Source organism: Klebsiella sp. GW_Kp182, from assembly GCF_040062275.1.
In the GTDB taxonomy this organism is placed as follows: Bacteria; Pseudomonadota; Gammaproteobacteria; order Enterobacterales; family Enterobacteriaceae; genus Klebsiella; species Klebsiella michiganensis.
On the sequence record NZ_JBEAFQ010000002.1, the window covers coordinates 220476 to 238904 of the forward strand.

At 51.1% G+C, this 18429-nt stretch carries 22 protein-coding genes; 2 read left to right on the top strand and 20 right to left on the bottom strand.

What is annotated here, in order from left to right; genetic code table 11:
• Positions 1 to 527 precede the first annotated feature (527 nt).
• From ABLU88_RS03100 to ABLU88_RS03195, 20 genes are all read right to left on the bottom strand, one after another.
• Positions 528 to 833, bottom strand: coding sequence for a hypothetical protein (locus tag ABLU88_RS03100; protein ID WP_064387419.1), 306 nt, complete (start codon positions 831 to 833; stop codon positions 528 to 530).
• Positions 834 to 851: 18 nt separating this feature from the next.
• Complete coding sequence (locus tag ABLU88_RS03105) at positions 852 to 1154, bottom strand: TrbM/KikA/MpfK family conjugal transfer protein (protein WP_064387418.1); 303 nt, start codon at positions 1152 to 1154, stop codon at positions 852 to 854.
• A gap of 49 nt (positions 1155 to 1203) precedes the next feature.
• Positions 1204 to 2232 (bottom strand): P-type DNA transfer ATPase VirB11, encoded by a 1029-nt coding sequence (virB11, locus tag ABLU88_RS03110; RefSeq protein WP_159214484.1) that lies wholly within the window; start codon positions 2230 to 2232, stop codon positions 1204 to 1206.
• Positions 2222 to 3526, bottom strand: coding sequence for a VirB10/TraB/TrbI family type IV secretion system protein (virB10, locus tag ABLU88_RS03115; RefSeq protein WP_159214483.1), 1305 nt, complete (start codon positions 3524 to 3526; stop codon positions 2222 to 2224). Before virB10 ends, virB11 begins: the two co-directional genes overlap by 11 nt.
• Positions 3523 to 4410, bottom strand: coding sequence for a P-type conjugative transfer protein VirB9 (gene virB9 / locus ABLU88_RS03120; protein WP_159214489.1), 888 nt, complete (start codon positions 4408 to 4410; stop codon positions 3523 to 3525). The genes virB10 and virB9 overlap by 4 nt, the downstream gene beginning before the upstream one ends.
• Positions 4410 to 5093 carry a type IV secretion system protein gene (locus ABLU88_RS03125; RefSeq protein WP_159214482.1) on the bottom strand — a complete coding sequence of 228 codons (684 nt, stop codon included), beginning with the start codon at positions 5091 to 5093 and terminating at the stop codon, positions 4410 to 4412. The genes virB9 and ABLU88_RS03125 overlap by 1 nt, the downstream gene beginning before the upstream one ends.
• Positions 5086 to 5226, bottom strand: a complete 141-nt coding sequence (locus tag ABLU88_RS03130; RefSeq protein WP_009635182.1) for a hypothetical protein — start codon at positions 5224 to 5226, stop codon at positions 5086 to 5088. Before ABLU88_RS03130 ends, ABLU88_RS03125 begins: the two co-directional genes overlap by 8 nt.
• 89 nt (positions 5227 to 5315) lie before the next feature.
• Positions 5316 to 6347 carry a type IV secretion system protein gene (locus ABLU88_RS03135; protein WP_159214481.1) on the bottom strand — a complete coding sequence of 344 codons (1032 nt, stop codon included), beginning with the start codon at positions 6345 to 6347 and terminating at the stop codon, positions 5316 to 5318.
• Positions 6348 to 6419: 72 nt separating this feature from the next.
• Entirely contained in the window at positions 6420 to 6695 is a 276-nt protein-coding gene (locus tag ABLU88_RS03140; protein ID WP_038423101.1) for an EexN family lipoprotein, read from the bottom strand.
• 10 nt (positions 6696 to 6705) lie between these two features.
• Positions 6706 to 7425, bottom strand: a complete 720-nt coding sequence (locus ABLU88_RS03145; RefSeq protein WP_159214480.1) for a type IV secretion system protein — start codon at positions 7423 to 7425, stop codon at positions 6706 to 6708.
• A 23-nt stretch (positions 7426 to 7448) separates the two neighbouring features.
• On the bottom strand, positions 7449 to 10196 hold the full coding sequence (locus tag ABLU88_RS03150) for a VirB3 family type IV secretion system protein (protein WP_196588745.1): 2748 nt from the start codon (positions 10194 to 10196) through the stop codon (positions 7449 to 7451).
• An 11-nt stretch (positions 10197 to 10207) separates the two neighbouring features.
• Positions 10208 to 10486 carry a TrbC/VirB2 family protein gene (locus ABLU88_RS03155; RefSeq protein WP_038423423.1) on the bottom strand — a complete coding sequence of 93 codons (279 nt, stop codon included), beginning with the start codon at positions 10484 to 10486 and terminating at the stop codon, positions 10208 to 10210.
• Positions 10486 to 11133: a lytic transglycosylase domain-containing protein gene (locus tag ABLU88_RS03160; RefSeq protein ID WP_159214478.1), complete on the bottom strand. Its 648-nt coding sequence runs from the start codon at positions 11131 to 11133 to the stop codon at positions 10486 to 10488. The genes ABLU88_RS03155 and ABLU88_RS03160 overlap by 1 nt, the downstream gene beginning before the upstream one ends.
• Positions 11134 to 11210: 77 nt before the next feature.
• Positions 11211 to 11432: a hypothetical protein gene (locus ABLU88_RS03165; RefSeq protein ID WP_159214477.1), complete on the bottom strand. Its 222-nt coding sequence runs from the start codon at positions 11430 to 11432 to the stop codon at positions 11211 to 11213.
• Positions 11433 to 11826: 394 nt separating this feature from the next.
• Positions 11827 to 12036: a TraR/DksA family transcriptional regulator gene (locus tag ABLU88_RS03170; protein ID WP_159214476.1), complete on the bottom strand. Its 210-nt coding sequence runs from the start codon at positions 12034 to 12036 to the stop codon at positions 11827 to 11829.
• Positions 12026 to 12613 carry a DUF2857 domain-containing protein gene (locus ABLU88_RS03175; RefSeq protein WP_159214475.1) on the bottom strand — a complete coding sequence of 196 codons (588 nt, stop codon included), beginning with the start codon at positions 12611 to 12613 and terminating at the stop codon, positions 12026 to 12028. Before ABLU88_RS03175 ends, ABLU88_RS03170 begins: the two co-directional genes overlap by 11 nt.
• A gap of 14 nt (positions 12614 to 12627) precedes the next feature.
• The gene (locus ABLU88_RS03180) at positions 12628 to 12822 is read right to left on the bottom strand and encodes an AlpA family transcriptional regulator (RefSeq protein ID WP_009635172.1); all 195 of its coding nucleotides are present in this window, start codon (positions 12820 to 12822) and stop codon (positions 12628 to 12630) included.
• A 138-nt stretch (positions 12823 to 12960) separates the two neighbouring features.
• Positions 12961 to 13887: a hypothetical protein gene (locus tag ABLU88_RS03185; RefSeq protein ID WP_120150989.1), complete on the bottom strand. Its 927-nt coding sequence runs from the start codon at positions 13885 to 13887 to the stop codon at positions 12961 to 12963.
• Between the two features lie 220 nt (positions 13888 to 14107).
• Positions 14108 to 15301, bottom strand: coding sequence for an MFS transporter (locus ABLU88_RS03190; protein WP_024359931.1), 1194 nt, complete (start codon positions 15299 to 15301; stop codon positions 14108 to 14110).
• 3 nt (positions 15302 to 15304) lie between these two features.
• Positions 15305 to 16009, bottom strand: a complete 705-nt coding sequence (locus ABLU88_RS03195; protein ID WP_120150987.1) for a type 1 glutamine amidotransferase domain-containing protein — start codon at positions 16007 to 16009, stop codon at positions 15305 to 15307.
• A 142-nt stretch (positions 16010 to 16151) separates the two neighbouring features.
• Between ABLU88_RS03195 and ABLU88_RS03200 the strand changes: the two genes are divergently transcribed.
• Complete coding sequence (locus ABLU88_RS03200) at positions 16152 to 17069, top strand: LysR family transcriptional regulator (protein ID WP_032693554.1); 918 nt, start codon at positions 16152 to 16154, stop codon at positions 17067 to 17069.
• 425 nt (positions 17070 to 17494) lie between these two features.
• The gene (locus tag ABLU88_RS03205) at positions 17495 to 18397 is read left to right on the top strand and encodes a LysR family transcriptional regulator (RefSeq protein WP_120150986.1); all 903 of its coding nucleotides are present in this window, start codon (positions 17495 to 17497) and stop codon (positions 18395 to 18397) included.
• The last annotated feature ends 32 nt before the right edge of the window (positions 18398 to 18429 follow it).

The following is an 18429-nucleotide window of genomic DNA, read 5'->3' on the forward strand; positions in this document are numbered from 1 at the left end:
CCGAGCCAAAACCCCCAACGTCAACGGCGGCACACCGTCGCCCGCTACGCGCGACCACCCCCTTTAAGACGGTCGCTTTCGCCTTTTTCTTCCCTTTGCTCGTTCCTCGCAGCGGGAATAAAAGGGAAGCTGACCTTTAAAGAGGGTGGTCGCGCCACGCTACCGGCTTTGGGCCGGAGACTTAGCCGCGACGGTGTGCGGGGCGATGCCCCCCAAATAAACCGCTGTCGTGGGCGACAGCTTTCCGCTCGCTGGGGCGGCGAAATTTATTCGGCTCCCCCCGGCCGGCAAAATCCGCGTGGGCGCGGCTGTTTGCCGGTGAGGCGCGGTGCCTGAACTATTTTCGCTCCTTAACCCGCGAAAATAGTTCTGTCCGCTGCCTCATTTTTAAGGCCCCATTTCTTCACGCCTTAATCCGCGAAAAATGTGCTGGGCCGTAAAAACCTGAAAACCGCCACGCCTTAAGCCGGACTCGGCTAAAATATTTTGGCACTATAGGGGACCTGCGAATAAAATTAATACAGGGATTAATAGTGGCTCTCGCTGATTTCCCTGATGATGTCAGAATAACACTGACGACTTTCTTTAATGCTGGTTTCATCCAGCGTAAACCCTCGCCGGTTGGCTTCTTCTGTCAGCGTTATTCTGTCGGTGGCGTTCAGCGTTTGCAGCAACTGCAATAACCGGCAGACAACCCGGTAGTGATAAATTTCATAATAAAGACCGCATCCGTGCATCGCCTCATTTTCAATGTGCTCAATAACACAGGCTGCGCGCATGGAATCCCCACGCTGATGTGTCCAGGGATGCTGAATAAAACCCGGCTTGGTCATAAAGATAACCTCCGCTAATTAACCACGCATGCGGCCAAATTTATTGATAATCTGGCGGGTAATTGCCGGGGCTGCCGAGTCACACTCAAGTAAAAATGATTTTCTGGCATCGGCAGTATGGTCTGGCAGAAAACCGTGCTTGTTCTTTTTCACGATATTAAAGAATGCACGTTCGGCCGAATGGCATTCATTGCCGCCGCCGTTCCCGGTGGCTTTGCCGTACATGCATATCACCACTTCACAGGCGTCAGCGGCCATGACGGAAGTTGAACATAACGCCATAATGCAGAGTAATAATGCGGAGGATACTGCTTTTTTCATTTCGGTCACCTTCATATTTAAACGAGGGTTGTGTGTTTTGATAAGTTATTTATTGGAGCCCTTTACTGAATACACCTCTCATGTCATTGAGATGAAGGGGTTTAAAATAAACATCACTCATCCGGCGTATGCCACCGTGAATATCAATGCTGACTATCACATCAATGCTCTTAAGCACCTTGCGTAACAGCACGTCGAAAGTCATGTTCCGGCAGTCAGGGTTTTCATAGCAGCGGTCAATTAACCCTTCAATACATTCTTCCGGGCTGCCCGCATGCAGGGAGGTCATCAATCCCTCATGCCCGGAACCGACGATTTTCAGGGCATCCCAGGCTTCCCGCCCGCGAATTTCAGCCAGTAATATCCGGTCAGGGTTCATACGATAATTGGCGCGTATCAGTCTGCCGGGCGTGACAATGGCATTATCCCCGGCATCCGCCGGATAAAAGAGATGGACATAATTGGTGTGGTGATAAAAACGGATTTCGGGATTATCCTCAATGGTGGTCAGCCTGAGGTGCCGGGGAATATGGTGCAGCAGCGTTTTCATATAGGTGGTTTTACCGGATCCGGTTTCACCGACGATAAAAATCGTCTTGCCGTATTCCACCGCTTTTTCCATAAAGCGGGGAATATCCTCACTCTGATAATAACGGGTCAGTTCAACATCTTTGCCTTCCGTTCGCTCCTGACCGCTTACCCGGTTATAAAATCCTGCATCAATCCATGACTGATGCGTTTTCTGCCCGAATGAGGGTTTGCGCAGCGTAATAGACACGGTATTACGCTCACAGGCCGGGGGAATAATGGCCTGAATGCGCTCGCCTGACTCAAGCGTGGCGGAAAGGATCGGCGAGGTGTCGTCGATATTATCTTCCTGCCAGGACGCCAGCGCTCTGGCAAAGGCGTAACACTGGCGCAACGTAATCGGGGCTTCATGTCTTCGCCATTTCCCCCGGATTTTGGTATGCAGTTCACCCGGCCGGTTAACGGCAATTTCCGTCAGGCCGTCCTGCGCAATAAAATCACCAAACAGCTGGTTTTTCATAAAATCCAGCGACAGGTTTTCAGCGTTCATACCACCTCTTTTTCAGTCGTAGCTGCCAGACGGATGAGAAATCAATGTCGGTGCCGGTCATGATCCCGATGACATCACCCTGATTCAGGTAAAGGGTGGGCGGGATATTTATGCTGTTGTCCAGCGTCGTTTTCGCCATTTCCGCCGTGGCGGCGCGGGTGTTTTCGGTGTAGTCGGTATTGCGGTCTTTCCCCGGGGCAGCATCCGACGCCGCCGCAGCCACGTCCTGCACGGTACTGAGCATCAGGGCATTGCCGAAGCGCTCCCAGAAATGGTTGTCGATCCAACCTGAGATCCCCGCCTCGCCGAGCGGGCCGCTGGCCTGCGTATCAGTTAGCGGGATTTGCAGGCTGCCGGGCTCAGGCGTACGCAGCTCCGTCCACAGCACAAACATCCGGCTGCGTCCGTGTTGCAGCGCCCCGGTGCGGTAGATGCCACGGGCGACCGTTCCCGCCGGGATCAGCGTCACATGGTTGCTGGCGCTGTAAACATCTTCACTGACCAGGCAGGAAATATGCCCCCCGACATCGGACACGAAGCGCCACATCATCGAACACGGGATATAGCGGTCCACCGGGATATAGAGATCAGGATCGAGACCCAACCGTCTGACGCCGGTGACGCGGGCGACGCCCGGATTGTCGTTGTTATCCGTTTCCGGCGCGGCAGTCTCCGGGCAGCGCAGGCGGCCATCTTTACCTCTGGTCAGTACTGACGGACAGGATGTGTACGTCGTGGATGATGACGGACTGTCGGACGTTTCTGCGTTGCTGCGCGTTTCACTCGGGGACGTGCGTGCAGTATCGCCCGGCATTGTTCGGGCGTTGTTCAGCCCGTCAGCCAGCGCGGTTGCCTTGTTCAGGGCGGGTGGTGCCGGTGGCGGGGTTGGCGCGTCAGTGACGGCCTGGCTGGCAGGGTCTGTTTTGTCCTGTGTGTGCGGCCCGAACAGGCCAAACGGGTTACTGTCCATGCCCAGATTTTGACGCTCATGAAGCGTCTTCCCGGCAGAAGGCGGCGGCGCGGTGTCGGCTTCTTTCTCATTACCCCCTTTCAATGCACTGAAAAGACGATCGCCGCCGGATGCCAGGGCGATCACCAGCGCCAGACTCAGCAGGCTGACGATCAGCGTGCGGTGACCGGATGCCTTACGAAAACGGGTCACTTCCGGCTGGCCGGGGGATGTTCTCTGCTCCGGCTCCTGATACGCCATTGCCGCATGGGCGCGTTCGCGGGCTTCCGCCTCCCGCTCTGCGGTGGTTTTTTCCGGTTCGTCCGGGACAGGTTTATCGGTCATTTCGCCTCCAGCGTAACGTACGGTGAAACAGTGTCGCTGCGGGTTATCGGGATGCGCCCAAATCCGTCGTTTTCGAGCCCCACCACCGAGGTGCCGTAACGTAACACCAGTTGTGGCGCTGCCGGCACCACCATCACGATGTAGTTACCCTGCTTAACCGTCCGGGGCGTGAGCGCCTGCTCTCGTCCGTTAACCCCCCGGAAAACGGAAGGCAGGGTTCTGATGGGGGAAAAACCGATATAAGCAAAACGACCATCATCCCAGGCAAAATCCGGTGCGATGGAGGCCGAACCGGCGGCGACCCGTTTGGTGTAGCGCCAGTTGCGCGGTGTGCCGGCCACTCCGAATGCTGCCGCTATTTGCTGCAGCTCCTGTCTTTTCCGTAGCTGCGCCTGACGCGCGGCGCTGGCAGCGGCGGATTGCTGGCGAACCTCGGTCGGATAGTGGTAACGGATAACGAACGCCTGCGCGGGGGAATCGTGGTCCAGCACGTTCAGCTCCAGGCTGTAATCACGCTTTGAGGTCACCACGAACAGGTTGGTCTTCCAGTCCTTCGCCGTGGGCAAAAATACCTGACTGACGTTGTTGCCGCTGGCGTCCGTCACCGGCTGGGTGATGGGGTTCGGGCTGACGCCCACCCGGTTATCACTTTTCGTCACCGTCCAGCCTTTGGGAAAGCCTGCTTGCGCATCAATTACAGCTTCATCGTCGTCAAACAGCAGCGTGGTGACGTAGCCAGGGCGGGTGTTCACCACGGTGGCGTTCTGGCTGTTATACGATACGTTCTGCATCCGGCTGTCATAGCCGCTGCCACGCGGGGTGGCGGCACTCCATGCCTCGCATGACACCATTAAGCCCGTCAGGAGCAGGATGTTTTTCAGCATCATTCGTTCCTCAGTTCTTTATCGCGCTGGTAGCTGGTGACAATAAAGCCCAGCGGGTTCACTTCACGCTGACTGTCCGTCAGTTGCTGATGCGGGACATAACGGTAAGTGAGGCGGATATTCCAGAAGTCCGTTTTCACTGAATTATCAGAAATACGGCGGAGGGTGCGCTTAATACGCAGTGTTGCCAGGTTATCCGGTCCGGTGGCAGGCGCATGCACATTAGAAATAATGTCGATATAGACGACATATTCGGCTTTATTAAAAATAACGTCCGGTGCCTGGTCGCCGTTAAACCCGTCCAGATAATCCCGGTTCACGCTGTCGCTGTTAAATAACTGTACGTCGTCATAATCACGCTGGAGGGAGAAATAATTATACCCTTCGCGGAGTCTGACATAGTGTGCCGCCAGTGAATGGGCCAGCGCTTTTTCAGACGCAATATTCCGCTCTTTAATGCGGGTCATATACTCATAACGACCGGTTTGTTTATCCACCGACCACAATTCAATGTCAGTGGTTTTCAGCGGCAGCAGAATAATCATGGCCGTGATCGCCAGTGCAGCCAGAATCAGCCCGGCAGCGGCCACCCGCCAGGCAGTTTTGCGGGAACGCTCTTCTTTTTCCAGCAGGATGGATTCAAAAGAGCGCGAGACATTAATGATACGCTGAATATCAGACATGGTGAGTCAGCTCCTGGATCATGGCGGGGGAATTCACCGGCTGGGGATCGCCGGAAACCGGCGGGAGGTCGCCCTGATGCTGCGCGCAGCCAGTAAGCGCGCACAGCACCAGAAGCAAGATGCTGAATTTCATGGAAGCCTCTTATCGGATAAATGCAGGAAGGCCGCACCGCTGGCATAGGCCACGGCGTGACGGAGAAAAGAAATTAGCGGTCGGGAGGATTAACGGTGACGCTGCTGATTCTGGCGTTTCATGCTTTCGATGGCGGTGGCACGTTTCTGCCAGGCGTTCACGGCTTTGCCCGCCCCTGCGGCAATGAACCTGCCGGTTGTCGCGGCTGCTGCCATGCCACCTTTGGCGGTCAGTCGGCCTCCGGCCTTCATGCCGGGTCTGGCGACGTCGGCAGATTGGCTCGCCAGCCCGCTCAGTCCGCTCATGGCTGCACCCTGTAACACGGCCTGTACGGCGGCACCGCTCAGCGCAGTGGCTATTTTCGCTGAAAAATACACCACGACGCCTGCGGCAATCCCGGCCAGCAAACATTGCGCCGCCAGGGTCACCATATTGCTTTCTGCAGACGTTGCTGTGGCGGCATCCAGTATTTTATTCAGGTAGTTGATGGCGATTCGGACAGACAGGGCAGAGAACATGATCGTTAAGATTGCGGTAAATATTGTTTTCAGCCAGTTATCAAACATGGGTTTAAGAAAACCGTACAGCAGGCAGAAAATAAAGAGTGGGGCGGTGGTGGTCATTAACAGAATGGTGATTTCGGCGAGCAGGTTGACAAAAGTTGCAGCGAGTAACAGAACGATTGCACCGCTCCAGACCAACACCTCGGCAAAGCCGCCATTCACTTTAACGTAGGTGGAGGTATCGAGATTAAACAGCGTTTGCCCCAGCGCTTGTGCCTTTTCCCACACCGTATCGAGCAGCGCCCAGACATTATCATCGCCACTGATGCCGTCCTTAAGCCCTTCAATGGCCGCAATGATGGCATCTAGCCAGCCATCGCGGTTTAAAACAAAGGTGGTGATCAGCAACATGCGCCCCACATCCCAGACAACATCTTCAACCGGTGTCTGGAGTTTGCCGACAAGCGTCTGATACCCGCGATACGTAATAAATAGGGTGAAGGAACTGACGATAATCGCACTGATCAGGGTGCCGTAGGTAGAAGACTGACCTTCTAACACGGCATTGAGTCCATCCATGATGTTTTTGTCCATACCAACAAAAATACCACCGGACATGGTGCCTCTCATTAGTCAGGAACAGACAGGGGATAAAATAGGGAGGGATCCCTGTTTTTGTTGGCGGGGATCTTACTGAGTGACGGATTTTCTTTTTTGGGCTTCCTGCTGAAACAGTGTCTCGAATTTTTCCCTGATGCCGGGTTTACCTGCCTGGGCAAACATGAGTGCTGCCCGGTGCGCAAACTCGCAGTTGTCGCTTGCCTCGCCATCCTTGAGGCATTGCGTATAGACCTTATAGGTGTCATCGGGATGTTCTTTATACCAGGCTTCTGATTTCGTCTCTTTACAACCGGATAAGACGAGAATGCCTGACATGACGCATAAGGTTAATACGGGTTTCAACATGTTAACCTCCCTATAGAGAGTTCAGATCGGCAACGGGCGCAGTTAATTGCTGTTGCTCAAAGGCTTTCTGTTTTTGCTGCTCCAGCAGCGTTGCTCGCTGTTCAGTCTGTTTGACTGACATCTCCCACTGGCTGGTCAGCGCATTCAATTGTACGCTTTTCGCCGCGATGGCGTTAGCCAGGTCCTGTGACTCTTTCGAATCCTGCGCATTAGCAATACGGTCTGATAAATCTGATATATCACCGAGCGTGCCCGTGATCTTGTTTTCAACCTCGGACGTATTTTCTATCGCTACGGCCTGATTCAGGATCCTCTGTTTGCAGCTGTCCAGATAGCGTTGTGAAGTGCTGGACGGGTTACAGGTATCGAACGTTTTATATTTGTTATACAAGCTATTCAGTTCAGAAGAATATGACCCGCTTTGGTTGCTCAGCAGGTCATCCAGTGAAATACCGTTTTGACGAAGATTATCAATATCGGTTTTCAGACTTTTGGCCTCGCGGAGAAATGCCTGAACGTCACGCACGCCCGTTGCCGTGGCTAATTGCTGCTTGTAGGCATCAAGTTCACTTCTATAGTGGGTAACCGTTTCCTGCCACTGCTGGAGTTTTTGGATCCACTGATTCATGGATTCGGTATTCTGTACGGCGTCGAATACCGGTATTCCGGCGCTTAGCGCCTGGGTGGAAATAAACAACGATAATGCCAGTATGATATCTCTGAACCGCATTTTCATTACCTCCGTCATGAATATTACAGGGCTTGTTCAAGGAATTCGGCTTTCCAGTCATCAGGCTGCATTCCTTCCTGATAAAGCGTGTCGAACAGCTTCAGGTTGTCTTCGCTCCCGCTCAGCATTTTGGTAAGTTTCCCGAGACCCGCTAAATCCATTTTCGCCATCGCCACAAAAGGCCGGGTTTCACCCGCGCGTAACGGCGTTTTCAGAACCACCATGTAGCGCTCCCCCGGATCGAGGTTTCTGACGATGTCGTACACGCTTTCAGGCACTTTCATCTTTTCCACGTAATCCGCCCGGCTGGCCTTCGGGTTGGCGAGAAAAATCTGCGTGCTGCACTGCTCGATAATCGCCGGGGCAATCGGGTGCTTGACGATTTCGTCAGGCGACTGCGTGGCGGGAACGAAGATGCCGTTCAGCTTGCGGATCACCTTCAGCATATTGAGCGAGAAGCGGGAAAATTCGACATCGGCCAGCCATTTCCAGAACTCGTCCATAAACATCACCAGCCGGCGGCCGTCCAGCAGGCTGGTGACGCGATAAAGCAGATAAAACGTGATGGGGCCGCGAATATCTTCATCATCGAGAAATTCCGTACCGTCGATACCCACGTTATCAATGTTGCTGATGATGAAGGTGTCTTCCTCATTGTCGAATACCCAGCCGAACTCGCCGCCCTGTGCCCATTGTTTAAGGCGAATGCGCAGCCCGTTGATGCGGGCATCGGTGGTTGGCGGCTCCGGCAGGACTTCCAGCAGTCGGGTGATACCGAATTTGCGGTATTCCGGCGGGTAGTCGAGCATAATGGTATCCACGGCGGCACTGATCCGCTCCTCATCGCGCGGATCGAGCGGCTTGCCGTTGCGGCGGCACAGCATGCGCACCAGCCGTTTGATAAAGCTGATATTCCGCCGGGTTGGGGCCAGCGCAAAAGGATTGAACCCGGTAGGCGTGCCGGTACGGATACGGAAGTAGCGTCCGCCCATCTGACGTATCGCCATCTCCGCCGCCCGGTCCTTGTCGAAATACACGGTAGTCAGTTGCTTAAGAGGGGCTGATTCAGAGAACGTCGCCGGATTGCGGTACTTCTGCATCAGTTGCTGCATCATGGTCATCAGCATCGTTTTCCCTGAGCCGGTTTTACCGATAATCGCCGTATTACCCGGCGTTTTTTCGTTGAAGTCATCCCGTCCGCTCTGGCTGTCGTGCAGGTTCAGGTAATACCCGCCACCGCCAGGGGATTTGAGGATGGCGATGGCGTCACCCCAGGGATTGCCGCTCCGCTTGTGGGAATGAAAGTTGTGCAGGCTCGCCAGGTCGGCAAAGTTCTGGCTGCTGACGGCCACCAGACGGGGGCGCATCGTATAGATACCCGGCAGTTGCGCCAGATACGCGGCGGGCAGCGACAGCGTGGACAGCGTCGTCATGATGCCGAGATCGGCGAAGGGCTGGGCCAGCGCGTTGGCATTCTTCACCACCTGCTCGGGGCTGTCTGAAGATACCAGCAGGGAAAAGTGGTATTTTCCGCAGGAGACATGCCCGGACTGGAGCAGGTCGCGCAATACAATCAGCTCTTCGCGCTGCGAGATGGCGTCGTCGTCCGCCGAATTTAGGCGCTTTTCCGCCAGGCGAATATGCTTCTGCGCCTCATCGCGGGCCATGCAGGTGAAGGACTGCGTCAGCACATACTCGCTTTCGGCATACAGCAGCGCGTCCAGCAGCCCTGTCGCGGTTTCAGGCGAATAATCTTTGATTTCCAGACTGCGAAAAAAGCGGGATCCGCTGACCGTCTGGCACTCGGCGGTGTCGGTGGTAAAAAAGACATCCGGCGTGCTTAACGTTTCATAAAATGGCGCACGCGTGACCGCCACCTTTTGCCACTGGCCGGTGAGCAGGCGGTGATACAAGGAAAGTTGGGCGGAATACACCCGCCCGTTGTCTTCATACATTCCCAGCGGCGTCGCCGTATAGCGGGACAGCGCTGAAGCCAGCGCATCCCGGTGTTCCAGCATCACTTTCAGAGCATCATCCAGCGCCGCTTTGCGTTTACCGGACGGCTGCGCCTTCATGGCCTTTTTCTCAAGCGGAGAGAAGGGCACATGGCAGACGGTGAAAAACAGCCGGTGCCGCCAGAACGGCTTTTCGTTGATCGGCTGGTAATACCACCGTGTCACTTCATCAGAAAAGGGAATACCTGAATTTGCGTCAAAGGCAGCGTGGTATTTTTCCCGGATACGGTGAAGATAGAAAGTGACCGGCAGGCCTTCAAATGCACGAATAACGTTATTGAGATGCGTCGCCATTAACGTCAGGTGGTGTTCGTCCTCGCATTCAAAAACGGTGCCCTCCAGCTCCCAGCTGGCAACCAAATCACCCTGGCGGTTTCTGATGACGTGCGGGTGAATATGGGAGGAATACGGAATGTATTTATCCAGCGTAACGTGCTCGTTTAACTTCATTTTTTCAATAAACTCCGAGACGTCGACGGCGTCATAGCGGTTTGCCAGCAGGGCATTGGCACCAAAAAGTTTATTGGTGCCAAAACGGCCACGGGTTTTAAAGGCCAGCCAGAGCAGGCCGAAATAGTGAATATCGGTTCTGGCCTTTGCCTTCATCTCCAGCCAGGCGGGAATAAGCAGTAATATCAGGTAATAGCTGACATAGACCGCCAGCAGGACGATGGCCCCGCTGACCATCACGAACGGCACGAGGGGAATGCCGGCTATGGCGGCAGGTCGCGTCAGCGCTTTGTTCAGCGTAGCCATCGTTGCCTCCCTTATGACGCCCAGTAGGCACCGAAACCTGACGCACCGACGATAAGGATTGCGCCAATGATGACGTTGCGCATGTCATGCAGGCTCTTGCCGTCAAATAAGACTTTGTATCCCACCCACATGGTGGCCAGCGTGATGGTGACGGCGGCCAGCCCGAGCAGGCCGGTAGAGGTGTTGCTCAGCGTCTCATTGGCTTTATTAAACCCGCTGTCTGCTGCCAGCACCGGGTTTGCCATTAGCAAGGACGTGAGGACGGGCCAGTCAGTCTGTTTTCGTTTCATCATTGTTCCTCCTGGGGGCCGGGGATGGGTAACGCGCCGCGTATCACGGCGTTGGGGTAGCGCAGGGATGTCAGAACTGGCGTGGCGTTATCGGTAAGCTCGCCACGCATGACGGCGGTGGGATAATGGATTTCCGGCACGAGCTTTTCGGCGGGAGGTCGCTGCCGGTCTTCCCGCGTTGACGGTACGGCGTAGCCGATGCGCTGGATGTAGCTGGTGTGGTTAAACGCGGATTCCGGCTGTTGGCCGGTCGTGAAATTTCCCGAGTAGTAGCAACTGAGCGCACGCTTGAGGGAACCGCCGCGGCGGTAGCAGTCGGTGAGGATGCGCTCAAAGACGGACAGGTTGGTACAGGGGTCAAGAAGGTCGCGGGCGCTCACGCCGTAATGGCGGAAATTGGTGCTGGTGATTTGCATCAGCCCGACCGAATAGCGTCGGCCCTGTGCCGCCAGCCGCCCGGTGAGGCTGAGGGCCTCATTCCTGCTGGCGGGGAAATGTGAAATCACACCTTTGCCACCGGGCAGAATTTCAGCGATGGCATACGGATTCAAACCGGATTCGACCCGCGCCACATCGAGTGCCGTAGACGGGTGAACGCTGGCGGCGCACTGCATGGCCGCCGCCAGAAATACGGTGGGGGAAAGCATGGTGGCCTCGGAACGATAAACCGGGCAACGCGTACCGCCATCAGACGGCACAGGGCCGGGAAAAGGGATAAGGGCGGTTAAATGGCCTGAGTATCCTGTGTCGCCTCGCCGTCATCCCTGGGCTCAAGGAGCACCAGCTTTCCGGAAACGGCAATGCCGGGTATCAGTACCACGTTCAGGCCGGGTTTACCGTGATGGGCAAAAGCCACGCCGACTTTCGTCCACCAGGTGTTTTTTTCACCCTGTGGGTCGGGCTGACTTTCCTGGGTGACAAATACGTGATAAATAGGTTTTCGCATGTGGCCTCCTCTAATAAAAAAACGATGAGTTAAATAAATGTCACATCCCAATTCTGCATTCCGGTTTTAACGGGTCAGCGAGAACATTCAGCGGCACCCTGAATTGTGGTTATGTGACAGCCCGAACCTTATTTTTAAAGAGCAATACCCGATCTGGGAAAATTAACGACCATTCGGGCAACCATTCTGTAATGACGTTTTTATGATCAGATATCCGGGGCGGCATATAAACGATAAATTCAAAGTTAAAATGAGAGAGATAAATTAGCGGTGGAGGGGGTAAACTCTGCGAGAAATAAAAGGAAGTGAAATATATAATAAAGACGACTGTGTATTCATAGTTAATGATAGAGACATGCAGGGGAAATATTCCTGCATGTCTCTGTGACCATTATTAACGTCTTCGACGTTCAAGTTTTTCCTGACATTCCGTGCAGGTAGTTATGCCCGGCAGCGCCTGCCGTCGCTTTTCAGGAATGGGCTTACCGCATACACGACAATGGAATAATGATGGCGTAGACCCTGACTTAAAACGACTCTGTTCAATCATCTCCTCCAGTCGTTGCTCATTAAATTCCTGATCGCGGTCGATCTCATCCGGCATGTGTGGCCCTCCGGTCTGACGCCTCCTGTTCGCAAAGTGCGATACGCTTCCAGACGATGGTCAGTGATAACCCTTCGACTTTCGCCAGCAGGGTTTGCGTTACCTGCATCATGGCGGCCAACGCATCGGTCGATTCCAGGTTGGCCACCCGGCATTGTTGCCATTGCCGCCAGATGGCCGCATCCGTCTCTTCGTCCGGTTCTGGCGTCCGGCCATAAGGCACACGGACGCCCAGTAACCGGCGACGAAGGCAAACTTCGTTGGAGGTGAGGCCAAAATACTTATTGAGGAGCGCAATTGACCCGCCGAGCCGGATGGCATGATTGATACGTTGCTGCTGCAGAACCTCCTCACGGGATTTAGCCAGAAGCAGGTGTAATGCGTCGTGATGAACCGTCACAGCCAAAAACTGCGCAGACTCCCGACTGAGGATAAACAGCTCGTCCAGTGATAATTGGTTGAGGGCATTCATTTCGTCGAAAGTGAATCCTAGCGATTCACAGTAACGAATGTTGCCATCCTTCAATGCATGCAGGGCATCGGTTAATACGGCGTAATTAAGTGATGGGATAATCATGGTATTTTCTCCCTTCAGCCTATTGAGCGGCGGACTAATTTAATATTGATCCATTCGTCAATTTCCGATTCGAGCCAGGCGACACTGGCCGGGCCAATCTTGATTGAGCGGGGGAAGGTGCCGTCTTTCATATACAGATAGATTTGAGAGCGCTTCAGGCCCGTTTTTTCCTCAACCTGTTTCAGACGTAATAACTGATGAGATGTCACGTTATTCTCCTGTGGCAGATATAGCGCTAGCCGGGAGATAACACGACAACACAAAGTCGTGGTGTGGAGAAAGTTGATTAGCCCGTATTACGGGAAATACAATCCTTAATACGGGTTTTCATAGCGAAGGGCATCATCTTACTTTTGTGTTGGCAGGGAAGGGGGCGAGCCGCGCTCAAGCGCAGTCTTGAGCGTGTCGCCACTGAATCGATCGGTAATGCCTTCCTCAGATGCCCATTGTTCAAAAATGGACAGTAGTTTATACGGTTGCATGATTAACGGACTGATAGTTTCATTATTTTTGCAGGCAAGCCAGAAGAGGCGTGATAGAGGGGTGGATATCCGAGTTGGAGACGGTTGAAGTATTTCTTTTTCGATCGGTTTGTTGATCAACTTATCAAGTTCACTTTTTCTGAGGACAAAGCAGGCATCACTCGGTAATTCATGCATAGGAAAATAATATTTATGCGAATCTTTCTTTGTAGCGTTTAGTATTATATCTTCGTAATCATCTGATGAAATATCTTTAGGTAGCCTTTTTACGTGTCGTTCGATTCTTTCATGCCATGTCATCTTTTCGAAAAGTTGAAACGATTCCCCCAATAAACAGACGGTAATACCATAATTATTCGACTTTGCTCCTGTTACAGGTGATGGTATCTTTAATGAATGTGCAAGTAAACGCTGTATAAGGACATATTCATAGCCGAGTAATGTTGTGTCAATGACTCTTTGTACAGGGTGGATATATCTTCCTTCAGTACTGAAAGTTAAATTGTTCTCGTTGACAAAGGAACTTTCGGCAGGCATGAATGATTTCATCGTTGACGAGTTTTTTATTGGTCTTAGCTTTAATTTATGATTTCGTGATTTAATTTTCCTCAATATTACTGGGGATTGAAAATATATTGAAAACCGAATTTTCCCTTGCAGAGCAAATCGATAAAAATCACTTTTTCTTATTTTACACCCATTCAATGCATTGAGAAGTCTTACCGCCTCCCTTATAGTTATCCAGTCTGGAATTCCATCTCTAATGTTTAGGCAAGTTGGATTGTCTGACATAATACATCTCCTTTCACACAATGATATTGCTGATGAATTTCGCTGTGTTTTTGAAAGATGTTTAAAATTCTGATTGATATGAAATAGATCAGAATGACATGGGCTGATTTTATAAAATAAAAAATAACCTATGTTTGGTTGTGACATTTTTCAAAGAGGTAAAATAAAATGGCTCAGTGATTTGGTGTTCACTGAGCCATTTTAAATGCTATGTGTACTATCAGGAGTAATCGGAGGTGGTGCGTCTTTTATTAGAATTTATTTGTAATAACATCCATAAAATACCAACGATTACTACTCCGCCTCCAACCCAAGTAGGGCTTGTAAGACCAGTAACATCCAGTGCTACCCCCCCCAATAGCGACCCTAATGCAATTCCTCCGTTAAAACCGGCAATATTCAGTCCTGCTGCCACAGCTGGAGCTTCAGGTGCATGTATGTGAGATAGCCCTATCACTCTTGCTTGCATTGAGGGGACCGCTGCGTATGTCAATGCTCCAAGCAACCCAATAAACAGTGCCATTAACATTAAGGATGAGACAGAGAACCACATAGCAAAGAGGACGATCGCCAGACCAATAAGAATTGTCATCACGGCACGATCTGCACCTTGCTTGTCAGTCAGGCGACCACCCCAGACATTCCCGATAGCGGCCATCACGCCGTAGACCAACATAAGCAAACTACTCGTACGCTCGTCTACATGCGTTACCTGAAGTAGAATCGGGGAAATATACGTATACAGGGCAAAAGATCCTGCATAGGCCAAAACTGTAATTCCTGCTCCCGCAAGCAGTAGTGGGTTGAACATGGCTTTTAAACCGTCCATGGCATTTGCTTGCAAGGAGGGATCATTTTGATCCGTGGGCATCAGCATTGCCAATCCAATGAAACCGATCGCTCCACTTGCCGTTACTGCCATGAATATAGACTGCCAACTCAACAGACTACCGATGTAGGTACCAAGTGGTACGCCTAATGCCAACGCAATTGTAAGACCGCCAAAAACGACCGAAACAGCGGCGCCAGCACGATGTCGCCCAGCCAGTTGGGTTGCCACACTTGAAGCAACAGCAAGAAACACTCCGTGCCCTAAACCGGAAGCAAATCGTGCAATCAACATAGGCGTTAGGGACTCAGACGCACCGACGATACCATTGCCAACTGTAAACAGGCCCATAGCAACAAGTAATAATCTTTTACGAGGCCATCGTGTTGCCAACGCAGTTAATCCCGGAGCACCAATTACGGCACCGAGGGCGTAGGCTGTCACCGCTGTACCTACATGACTGACACTGACGTTTAGATCAGCTGATATCCTGGAAACTAAGCCGATCGTGACAAATTCAGTGAATCCCAAAGCAAAAGCGCAGAGTGCAAAGACATATATAACAAAAGGCATGCGTTCTTTCATAACTCAGGCTCTTCTATTTTCAATAGAAGCCAACAAAGGCAGCATTGCCTCAGCGACTCCTTTTGCGGAAGCGGGATTCTGTCCGGTCACTAATCTCTCGCTGACAATCACCTGTGGCTGAAAATTTGCGGCTGCAAGATGCTCAGCACCTCTTTGCTTCAGCGTGTCTTCAAGTAAGAATGGAACAATGGCGTACAACCCTACAGCACGTTCTTCATCGTTGGTAAAAGCTGACACCTTTTTGCCCGCAACCAGATATTCATTATCGGAAAGCCGAATATTCACCAATCCGGCGGGGCCATGACAAACCGCAGCGACAACGCCACCCTTTTCATAAATTCGTGATGAAACACCCGCCAACTCTATATTGTCAGGGAGATCCCACATCGTCGCATGCCCTCCTGCATAGTAGACGGCGTCATAGACGTCAGGATCAATCTGCGAGGGTTTTAATGTGGTTTTAGTTGCCTCGCGTAAGGAATCATTATTCCAAAAGGAGGCGTTAACCGGATCGCTGAGGTCTAAACCGTCAACATGTGTCTTGCCTCCCTTGGGACTCACGAAATCAATTTCATATCCTTCTTTTGTGAGTACATCGTAGGGGTGAGACACCTCAGAAAGATAGAAACCACTGGGTGCGGCATCTTTACTCTCGGCTTGACCTTTACGGTCATGGCTGGTCAATACAAACAGGATACGTTTGGGCATTTTAACTTCCTCTATATGGGGGGACTTAAAGCAAAATTCTTCTGACTGCATGCGACATAACAGACTTGTCATATTGAGTCTTATTGTGGAACAATCTATTTATCCTTTAAATAGACCTAAACGGACAAACACTTACCCCAAAATGAACAAAATAAACTTGAGAAATGACGACCTTGAAGTGTTTTTACACGTCGTCGACAGAAACAATTTCTCTGCCGCAGCACGAGACCTACAGATACTCCCCAAGATGGTGAGCAAGCAGATAGCCAGGCTGGAAACTGCACTTGGCACTACACTTTTTGAAAGAAACACCCGTAATCTACGTATTACAGACGAGGGCAGAGCTATAGCTGAGAGGGCTCGCGTAGCGTTGGCCGTTCTGGATGAGATGAAGGAACTTTCCCGAGGGGATAGTGAGGAGTTAAGCGGAAATATTCGTTTGACTGCGCCCGCACCGTTTGGCCGAAAATATGTTGCTCCTGCGATCGCTGCATTCTGCCAAGTACATCCGAGGGTGGGCTTTGATTTAAGGTTATCTGACCAAATCCAGGATCTTTACAGTGGTGATTTCGATCTGGCTATTCGTATGGGGGATCTGGCTGATTCTCGCCTTCTGGCCAGAAAAATAGCAAATAATAGACGTATTCTCATCGCATCGTCCGAATATCTGAAGAATCATCCACCCATTGAGCGGCCAGAAGATCTTTTAAATCACAACTGCTTAGTATTCGCTTACCCGGGTTTTTTACACAATTCATGGACGTTACGTAAAGCCGGTCATGAAAGAAGCATCAGCGTTACTGGCAACCTTATCAGTGACAACGGAGACGTATTGCATGCCTGGAGTTTGGCGGGGCTTGGCATATCTCTTCGAGAAACTTGGGATATTCATGATGAATTGAGAGCTGGGAAACTTTGCCGAGTTCTGCCTGATTGGGAAGCAAACACATCTCAGATCAGTGTTGTCCGGGCGCGGCGAGAACCAATACCCCGTAGGCTAAGTGTATTTATTGATTTCATGACTGAAAAATGGAAACGGGCACCATGGGATGATGATTAATGTTCCGAGAGGTAGTCCGAACCGGTCTAAAAGAAGCTAACCGCTTCGCTGACCAACGGAATTTGTGATAACTCGATTTGAGTTGAGGTCGTCAACGTTAATAGATAAAAATACAATGATTGTTTAGTCAATTTAAAGGTTTAGCGACTATCACTCCCCAGAGAATGTAATAGAAGACAACACGCCAATCCGAATCTCATGGCATGCTTGAAACCTTAATGCCAACCAGTATAACGCACGTAAAATATAGGTATATCAATGGGTTATCTTGATATGTTCTATCCTTGCCCTATAAAATCCTTTAATTGTTAAAATAAGTTAATATGTATAGAAGCATTAACGGAACATGTTTATAACATAATACTGTGCAGGCTTTCGATTTTATGTCGTAATCGGAGAGCTTCAGGCTCTTAAGGATGCGCAGTATGAGCTATCTGGTTCAGTTACGAAGTTTTGTTGAAGTATACAAAGCTGGTTCGATTTCAAAAGCGGCAATGCGGTTGGGCATAAGCCAGCCTGCAATGTCTGCCCACATTCATTCACTTGAGGCTTTTACCGGGTGTGTTCTCTTTACTCGTCGTTCACATGGTGTGGTGGCTACAGTGGATGGGGAGGAATTGGCGAGATTGGTGGCTTCAGATTTAGAAACGATTGAACTGAAGTTGTCGATGCTTAGATCACGTACAAGAAAGTCCTCGGGGACAGTATCTTTCATCGGGCCAGCAGAATTAATGTGGTCAAAATTACCGTACTTGGTGAAAATATTATTCAATGAAGGTATTAAATTTAAAGTTTTGACAGGAAATAGGAAGCGCATATACAGCTGTCTTCTGGACGGAAGTTGTCAACTAGGTTTCACAACTTCTATGCCGGATAAACAAAAATTTGGATATGCTGAAATTGGAATGGAAAAGTTAATAGTTGTGGTAGCGTCACTCATAGCAGACAACTTCAAAGAAAATGAGGACGTGATTGATACGCTGTTGAAGCTTCCTCTAATAGCTTACGATGAACAGTTACCCTTGATAAGGGAAGTTTTCCAGGATTCTTCGCGATTTTTTGCACTGCTTCGTCCGTCTATTACTGTACCGGATTTGCGGATTTTAGAAAGAATGATCCGAGAAAATATTGGTTGGACTGTGATGCCTGAGTATTTATGCGCCCAAAGCATAGCAGGAGGTCAGATCGTTGAAGTGAATGTCCATGAGAGACTCCCTATAAATTCAATCTATTTGGTATGGATTGATAGCTCATTACGTAACCCACTCGTTTCAGGAATAAGAGACAGAATTCTCGAACTATCAAAAAATAGCGGATTTATGGTTTGAGATACATAAAACAGGCAGCCTTATCGGCTGCC